The organism is Actinotalea ferrariae CF5-4 (assembly GCF_000603945.1).
Classification (GTDB): Bacteria; Actinomycetota; Actinomycetes; order Actinomycetales; family Cellulomonadaceae; genus Actinotalea; species Actinotalea ferrariae.
Window position 1 is genome coordinate 1 of the sequence record NZ_AXCW01000210.1, and the last position, 7,497, is coordinate 7,497.

Sequence of the window (7,497 nt, forward strand, 5' to 3'; positions counted from 1 at the left end):
ACGACCGGTGGATCAGGGCTGAGGCGAGCGTTGAGGGACAGGTCAGGCGTGTCGTCCCCGGGAGCCACCGGGAGGGCGGGGGCGGAAGGGCGGGCGTCCAGCTGACGCGCCGCAGTTGCGCCTGATCGTCCGGTTCTGCCGGGCGCTCCGCCATCCCCCGCGACAGGCGGTGTCGTAAGGCCCGCCTGCATAAGCAAAGCCGGCAGCAGCGTTGGGTCCCGCTGTAGAAGACTGCGGTTGGCGGGCTCAAGGAGCTTTCCGACGAGCTCCATGGCTGCCGCTCGCTCCAACTTCATCACTTCGGGGTTGGCCAAATGCCAGGCAGGAATGCCGACACGAGAAGAGAGTTCCTCGTAAAGGTCGATCTTGCGTTCCGTGACAACCTTCTCGGTGGTGGCCGTCTCAATCCCCTTGAGTTCTTCAAGGAAGTACGGAGACCACTCCACGGCAACGACGGTCGCGCTGCGGACGGCGAGCGAGGAGTTTCCGATCGGCGTTGGCTCCCCGGTCGGAAAGAGGATGTCGGGAAGTGAGGAAGTGTGCAGCTCGCGGTGGCTGTAGCGGGCCAGCGTGGAGCGCACGTACTGATCAATCCCGTTGGACAACTCGTCGAGAAGTGCATTCGCGAATCCCGGTCCATAAGAACGGACGTGCTGCTCAAGCGCTGAGTAGTCGTTCGCGGCGTTGATTTGCACCGAAAGACGCAGCTTCAACGAACTGATAGCCCATTCGCGGACGTCCTTCGTCCGAATGTTCCTTATCGTTACGTTAGTCGGCTCAACGCCGGTGTTGACTTGGACTAGCTGCAGTCGGCCCAGGATGGGTGCGCCCCATGCCCGCGCGAATCGGCGGCCTGGCTGAAGGAGCCGATCGGGCTTGCCATTGCGGAGCAGGACCGCAACCGTGCTCCACTCGGCATGCGGCATGCCGACGAGGTCCTCGGGTGGACCGACGAACGGATTATCCAAGGCCCCTATCCCCTTCGCCTAGATCGGCGTCTGAACCGAGGTCTGTCGCGTCTGGCTCGGCCCACTCGTCTCCGGCGTTAGCCCAGTCGTCAGCTTCGTTTGCCGGCTCGGTGTCCGGTTCGTCGCCCTGGTCGGGGCCAGCGGGTCGCTCCGTGTCGGCGGCCCACTCGTCTCCGGCGTTAGCCCAGTCGTCAGCTTCGTTTGCCGGCTCGGTGTCGGGTTGGTCGCCCTCGTCGGGATCTCGGGCTCCTATCTCGTCCTCGGCCATCCCGTCGGCATCTTCTGCCCACCAGGGGTCGCGGTGCTCGGACGACTCTGACTCAGGAGCGGGTTCGGCGACTTCGTTCGACTGCCGCCCGCTAGCGGCCTCTTCTTGGGCCTCTCCAGCGTTCGTCAAAAGGGTGATCGCGGACCGCTCGAGGTCCGAGTTGAGGTCGGCCCCTCGGATCGCGGCCTCGGCGGGCGGTCCATTCATGGCCGCGAACGCGATCTGACCCGCGACGGCGGCGCCCTTGATGGCTTCGGAGGCGGCGTGGGCGGCGTCGTCAACCCAGCCGCGGTTCGTCACTGCGCCTCCTCCAAGTTGCCGAGCGCTTCGCACGTTAGGGCCCCGGGCAACTGGCAGGCAACGGTTCTGTGCCAATGCGACAGCTGAGCAGGGTGCGATAGCGGCGCGCAGGCTAGATGCGGTACCGGCCCTTCACCCATCCGGCCGAAGGCGACAGCGACTCTCTTGGGTGAGAGCCCTCTCACTCGGACTTACCCTCCTGTACCAGGTGGTGGATCGAGCGTCGGTGGCGCATGGAGCAAGATCAGCCCATCGAGCCCATGCCCAAGGGCGCTTGCGGCGTCATGGCTGCCGTCTGCAGCTCAAGCCGATCGTGGTTTGCGTGCTTGGCCACGGCCGTTCGGAAACGACAGGGCGCACTCCAGGCGAGTTGCACAGCACTCGCGCCGGCGACGGGTGCTCCAGTCGCCGGCGAGGAGGCGGCGTCACCGAAGCCTATTGAAGTGCTTCGCGATCAGGATGCTGTCCGAGCCACATGGTTCGATCGGTGCATGACAGGGAGCGGGGGTGTGCAGATGCCCATGCACGAGCCGCTGACCTGCGGTGATGCCCGATGTCGCAGACGACGGTCGCACCTGTCGGTGATCCCCCCGCTACAAGTGAAGTACCACGTCAGAGGCCCTTCCGATCGAGAGATCGGGAGGGCCTCTTGCGTTGTGGTCAACAGGTGGTCAACGGCGGCCGCCTCGCGGACATGCACGGAATGCCACGAACGGGGCCGCACATCGGCGAACCCGGGCCCTCGCAGCTCTCGGGGATGCGTCACCCTTGGGTGGCACCATCGTCTCTGTGACTGATGACGCGTCCTCGACCGTTGAAGCTCTGAGTGGGAGCCGCGACGTTGCCGCTGGCGCCGAGGCACCCACCGGACAGCACGGCGCGGCCCTAGATCTGCTGGCCGTCGATCACGAAGTCGAGCTCATCGGCGACGGAGAAGGGTTGGCGGTGATCGGGCCGGCATCCGCGGTCGCGCGGTATCTCGCGGCGGCCGGGTTCGCGGAGTCGAGGGACCTCGAGCTGCCGCGACTCCGATCCTTGCTCAGTTCCGGCGGCGCGGCCGCACAGGCAGGTTCGGAGATCGCCGCCAACTCCGGCCGATGGGTGAAGCTCACGAAGGAGTCGGCTCAGGCCCTGAGCAAGAGCCCGCTGATGAAGGGCTCCCGGCCCGGTGTCAGCCGAGCGATCAGCATGGAGGACGGCAAGACCAAGATGATCCTCGAGTTGGTCCGAACGCCTGGTGCCCTTGCCGCTAGCCCGGCGCTGCTGGCCGGCGTTGGCGGGCTCATGGCGCAGCTGGCAATGCAGCAGACGATGGACGAGATCACGGACTACCTCGCGGTCATCGATGCGAAGGTCGACGACGTCCTGCGCAACCAGAAGGACGCCGTGCTCGCCGACATGATCGGGGCGGGGATCGTCATCGACGAGGCCATGACCGTTCGGGAGCAGGTGGGTCGGGTATCCGAGGTCACGTGGTCGAAGGTCCAGGCGACGGCGATGACGATCGCCAGGACGCAGGCCTACGCGCTCGGGCAGCTCGGCAGGCTCGCTGAGAAGGTCGAGCGCACGACGAGAGTCAGCGAGCTTGCCGACGTCGCCAAGACCATCGAGCCCACTGTCGGAGAGTGGCTGGCCGTCCTTGCGCGCTGCTTCCAACTCAACGAGGCCATCGCAGTGCTCGAGCTGGACCGTGTGGTGGATGCGTCGCCGGATGAGCTCGACCGCCACCGGATCGCCCTTGGAACCGCCCGCGCGGGCCGCAGGGACATGATCGCCGACACGACGCAGCGGCTTCTCAGCCGCATCGATGCTGCCGCTCGCGCCGCGAACGCGAAGGTGCTGCTCCATCCGACCGCGTCGCCTGCCGTGGTCCGCTCTCGAAACGAAGTTGCGAGCGCCGTTGCCGATCTCCACGCCCATCTGGGCATCGAAGTGGGCGCGCAGGCAGTGGACGCCCGGCGCTGGCTGGACGCGGCAACGGATGTCAGGGACAGGGTGCGGGAGACGGGCGAGGACGGCATCGAGGTCGTGCGACGGGCGGGCGTTGGAGCGGTCGATCAGACAAGGGCGGTGTCCGACCGGGTCACCAGGGAGGTCATGGAGCGTGCCCGCCGGCAACGCGGTGATCGAGGCTCTCCCGAGAACTAGCCCATCGAGATCGCCTCGGCGGGAGCGCCGACGGTCCGATGACCGACGGGCTGGGGTGTCGGAAGGCCGATTGGGTGGGCCGCGACTTGCGCATACAGCCCGGCAACCCCCTGGAGGATCTCGGCGGGTGCCGGCACCGTTCGGCCGTTGAGTCGTGCCGCCGCAACGTCGGGGTGATCGGTGACGAGGTCGCGGGGGAGTGCGCGTGCGGGGACGTGGAGCAGGCCCGTGCGCGCGAGTCGGTCGAAGGCGGTGCCTTCGTGGACAGCGATGTCGGCCATGACTTGGACGGCGCCGTTGAGCGCCGCGCCGATGTGGCGATCCGCGGTCGCGATGGGGACACGATCGCGATGGGCGTCGATAGGCGCGAGCTCGCCGAGCAGCCGGGCGGCCGCGACGATGTCGTCGCGGACGCTCGCGACGGGGGGCGCCAAGACCGCGAACTGGGAGAGCGCCCCGTGCAGGCGCTGCCAGACGCGGCCGTGCGCGACGAGGGCGCTAGGCCCGGTCAGTCCGACTGCGTCCGGTGTGGTGAGGTCGGCGCCGTGGAACGCGGCGGCGTGTGCGTGGACAGCAACGCCAAGGCCGGCCGTGAGCCGTAGGGAAGGCAGGACGTCGGAGTGGTCGGCGATGAGGTTCCAGACACCTTGGCGGAGCCGCACCATGCGGTCACTGAGCTCTGTCGCCGGGTCGTCGGTGCGGACGCGGCTCTGGGTCTGGCCAAGAGAGTTGAGGAGGGTCTCGGGGCGGCCCACGCCCTGAGTGGAGAGCTCGCGCGCGGCGTCGGCGAGGGCTTCGAACCCAGGCAGCTGCCTGGTGACGACGGTGCGGGGCACGCCAGCCTGGAGGGCACGGAGCGCGAGGGGATCCTCGTGTGCGAGCGCGGCCACGGCGAGGTGGCCGAGGTCGACGAGGCCCGCGTCGAAGCTCGCGGTCGTGGCCGCAGCTGCGTCCGGGCTCCGGGGTCGCCCGGCCGTCGAGAAGTGCGTTCCTACGAGGTCGGCGGCGGCGCGCAGGGCAAGAGCCGATCGTGCCCACGGTGTTGTCCCACTGCGGACTTGGGACGGGTGGGGCCTCGCTTCCCCGGTCACGGCTTCGAGCCGCGTGACGAGGTCGATCGAGGCACGCTCCACCGCCGGGAGACCGTCACGGTGTCGAGTCAGGCCGAGCCGGCCGAGTTGGGCCGGCCGCAGGAGGCGACGGCCGTGGGAGGCGATGGCGTCGAGGAGCCCGTGGAAGTCCCCGATGGCGTCGAGCGCCTCGTCCGGTGTCCAGAACCGGTCTGCTCGGAGGGTGGTAGAGCCCTCGCGCAGGTGCGTTGTCGCCTGCGCGAGGAGCTCGGCGTAGGTGGTCATGCCCACCGCCCGCTGATCTTCGCGCGACCTGTGATGAGTCGGGCCATCACGCGGGACAGGGCGGCCTGGGCGCCCAGGTCCGTCTCGACCTCCGCGAGGCCTGCCGCACGGTTCAGGGCGGAGGCGGCGAGCCGGTCGAGGACCTCACGCGCCTCCGGCACGTCCTCGAGCCGGAGCGCTCCGAACCGCACCGGTGCGGCTGCACCCCGGGTGTCCGGCCTGGCCCACTCGAGCTCGTCCTGAGCCTCGCGGAAGTCCATCGCCGCGTAGGAGATGGACACGCCCACGCCCAGGGGCACGGTCATCGCCATGTTGAGGGCGCCCATCGCCGCGGCGTGGGTGAGGGCCCAGATGCCGGACCAGCTCTGGTCCGCCTCGCTCAGCAGCGTTTCCGCGGAGTGGGTCCACGTCGCCGTCATCGCTTCCTCCTCAGTGGCCCTGCGACGTCGCCGTCGCTCCTGCCAAGAGGTGTGCCAGCGAACGTGCCAACCTCCGGGCTGGCGGCGAGGCGGGGCGAGCGCGCTGGGGGTGGACATCTGTCCAAGCCGTGGTCGGCTCGCCTACCGTGGGCTGCCATGGGCGACGTCGTGTATCTGGGCCGCAGTCAGCGGCCGCCCGTCACGACGATCGGAGAACCCATGCTCAGAGGGCACAACGCTCGCCTCGAGTTCGACCGCACGGACACCCACCACTTCGGTGACGAGCTCATCGAGACGTTGAAGGCGTACCACCCGGCCGTGTCACTGTCACAGCTCGGCCGCGTGCAGGCCGACGTGACCTTCGTCGCCCACGACATCCCGCACGCCGCCGACATGGCCATCGCCATCGCAGCCGAGGTCGGCGGCGTCTCTCTGGTCGCGCTGGAAGTCACTAGCACCGAGGACTTCGACCGGCTCTAGTCAGCGCCGCTTCCTGCGACGACGAGGTGGCTCCCGCCAGAGGGGCACAGCGCGCCGGTCTTTGCGAGCACGTGGCACGACGGAGATCGGGCGACCGACGTCGCTCCACGAGTGGCTTGGGCGGCTCGGCTACCGGCCAAGACCGTCAGTTCCCCTGCGTCGAGTCCGATTCGTGGCTGAAGTGACCGGCTTCGATCTTCGCCCGAGCTCGATCGAAGGCCGCCGCAGAGAGTCCAGGCGCGTCTCCATCGATTCTCGCCTTCTCAGTGGCGACGTGCGCGGGGAACCCCAGCCAGGATCCCGGATCAGGCTGTACGAACGGTGCAAGGTCGATGCGGATCATCTGTCGAGCCCGGACGCGGAGCGCGTTGAGTTCTCGGCCTGCGGTGAGGTGGCGCGTCTCCTTCTCCTGTGGCTTCAGGAACGTGAGCAGGCCGGCGGTAATGGCGGCTACAAGCGCGGCGGCCCCAGTGATGACCGGTGCGACTTCGGTGAGGACGGTGGCCGCAGCGAGGCTGGCGGCGATCGTAGACGTGAGCCCGAGCCGAAGGTTTGTTCGGGCAAGGGCCTCCGCTTCTGCGAAGTGCGCCTTCTCCGTCCAGAGGATGTCCTCGGAGAGGTCCTGGAGTTCTCGTGCGACTGCCTCACGCATGTCCTGTACGTCGTCTGCGGATGTCACCGGCGCCTCGGGTTGTCGTTGTTCGGGCTGCGGGAAGTGCCTGCCGCCGGTGTAAGCCGGCTCGATGTGGCTCCTGCGGGTACACCGGCCCCCGGGGAGTCGGCCAGGGAGACTCGGTGCCGTAGGGATGCAGGACGCTTGCTTGGGAATCGGGGTCGAGGCGGTCTGGTCCGTCGCCGTACCAGATGCGCGCGATCCGCCATTGCTCGTAGTAGACAAGCCATTCAAGAGCCCATGGGATGACGGTGTCCACGAAGAGCATCCCTGGGCGGAAGTCGCCGAGCTCTGAGACGCAGAGGTCGCCCGTATCGTAGACGTGGGGAAGGAGGCCGGCGTCATCCGACGTAAGGGCCGGCTCCATCACCCGGATCGAAGGGACCCTCGCGCGCTCAGCTTCCAGCCGCAAGAGGTAGCTGTCACATACCGGTAGTGGGCGCACGTGGCCTGTCCAGATGAGGCGCCCGGGGCTCAGGTCCACCGAACTCGCGGGAAAGGCCCTGAGGAGACAGAGCGCTTGAAGCGCGAGGTTGGGGTCACCGCGGTGTTCCACCGGCAAAGCCGTGTCCTCTCACTGGACGCGAGCCGGCTGGAGCCGAGGCAGCGGACGCTGTTGACGAGATGGTCAGCGCGCCGTCCGCCCCCATCCTCAGGGTCCTCTGCTGCCGAGCAGTGTCAAGGCTCCCGACGAGCGCCTGGTTCGCGCCCCGCATGAAGCGTGAGCCGAAAGTGGCCTGGAGCTCCGGGAGGACTTCGTGCAGTCCGGACTTCGACTCGAACGTGGCGAACGCGTTCTGCGCCGACCGGAGCCACGAGAAGAAGTGCTCGGCGCGCGAGGGGTCCTCCGCCCAGCTGTCGAGGAAGTTCTCCTCAGCCCTGATCC

9 protein-coding genes are annotated in these 7,497 nt (G+C 68.2%); 2 read left to right on the plus strand and 7 right to left on the minus strand.

Annotated features, from left to right (window positions below; genetic code table 11):
- On the minus strand, positions 1 to 926 hold a 926-nt coding region (locus N866_RS21020; protein ID WP_155855395.1), incomplete at its 3' end, for an SPFH domain-containing protein.
- Between the two features lie 34 nt (positions 927 to 960).
- The gene (locus N866_RS14530; RefSeq protein WP_034227611.1) at positions 961 to 1,536 is read right to left on the minus strand and encodes a hypothetical protein; all 576 of its coding nucleotides are present in this window, start codon (positions 1,534 to 1,536) and stop codon (positions 961 to 963) included.
- Positions 1,537 to 2,325: 789 nt separating this feature from the next.
- Here N866_RS14530 and N866_RS14535 point away from each other — a divergent pair.
- Positions 2,326 to 3,684, plus strand: a complete 1,359-nt coding sequence (locus tag N866_RS14535) for a hypothetical protein (protein WP_245612606.1) — start codon at positions 2,326 to 2,328, stop codon at positions 3,682 to 3,684.
- On the opposite strand, the gene N866_RS14540 is transcribed toward N866_RS14535, so the two are convergent.
- Together N866_RS14540 and N866_RS14545 are read right to left on the minus strand one after the other, a co-directional pair.
- A complete protein-coding gene (locus tag N866_RS14540) occupies positions 3,681 to 4,817 on the minus strand; it encodes a hypothetical protein (RefSeq protein ID WP_216699456.1) in 1,137 nt (378 codons plus the stop codon). The genes N866_RS14535 and N866_RS14540 overlap by 4 nt on opposite strands.
- A gap of 218 nt (positions 4,818 to 5,035) precedes the next feature.
- The gene (locus N866_RS14545) at positions 5,036 to 5,458 is read right to left on the minus strand and encodes a hypothetical protein (RefSeq protein ID WP_034227614.1); all 423 of its coding nucleotides are present in this window, start codon (positions 5,456 to 5,458) and stop codon (positions 5,036 to 5,038) included.
- Between the two features lie 156 nt (positions 5,459 to 5,614).
- On the opposite strand from N866_RS14545, the gene N866_RS14550 reads away from it, so the two are divergent.
- Positions 5,615 to 5,938: a hypothetical protein gene (locus tag N866_RS14550; protein ID WP_034227616.1), complete on the plus strand. Its 324-nt coding sequence runs from the start codon at positions 5,615 to 5,617 to the stop codon at positions 5,936 to 5,938.
- A gap of 145 nt (positions 5,939 to 6,083) precedes the next feature.
- On the opposite strand, the gene N866_RS21460 is transcribed toward N866_RS14550, so the two are convergent.
- From N866_RS21460 to N866_RS22150, 3 genes are all read right to left on the minus strand, one after another.
- On the minus strand, positions 6,084 to 6,590 hold the full coding sequence (locus tag N866_RS21460) for an SLATT domain-containing protein (protein ID WP_034227617.1): 507 nt from the start codon (positions 6,588 to 6,590) through the stop codon (positions 6,084 to 6,086).
- Positions 6,583 to 7,167 (minus strand): type II CBASS E2 protein, encoded by a 585-nt coding sequence (locus N866_RS22835; protein WP_483756949.1) that lies wholly within the window; start codon positions 7,165 to 7,167, stop codon positions 6,583 to 6,585. The genes N866_RS21460 and N866_RS22835 overlap by 8 nt, the downstream gene beginning before the upstream one ends.
- A partial coding sequence (locus N866_RS22150; RefSeq protein ID WP_034227618.1) for a hypothetical protein occupies positions 7,151 to 7,497 on the minus strand: 347 nt, incomplete at its 5' end. The genes N866_RS22150 and N866_RS22835, both read right to left, overlap by 17 nt.

Bases quoted from the DNA above. Each gene is read 5' to 3' on its own strand.
- N866_RS14550 (WP_034227616.1), top strand. From the start codon at position 5,615: ATGGGCGACGTCGTGTATCTGGGCCGCAGTCAGCGGCCGCCCGTCACG.
- N866_RS14545 (WP_034227614.1), bottom strand. From the start codon at position 5,458: ATGACGGCGACGTGGACCCACTCCGCGGAAACGCTGCTGAGCGAGGCG.
- N866_RS21460 (WP_034227617.1), bottom strand. From the start codon at position 6,590: ATGCGTGAGGCAGTCGCACGAGAACTCCAGGACCTCTCCGAGGACATC.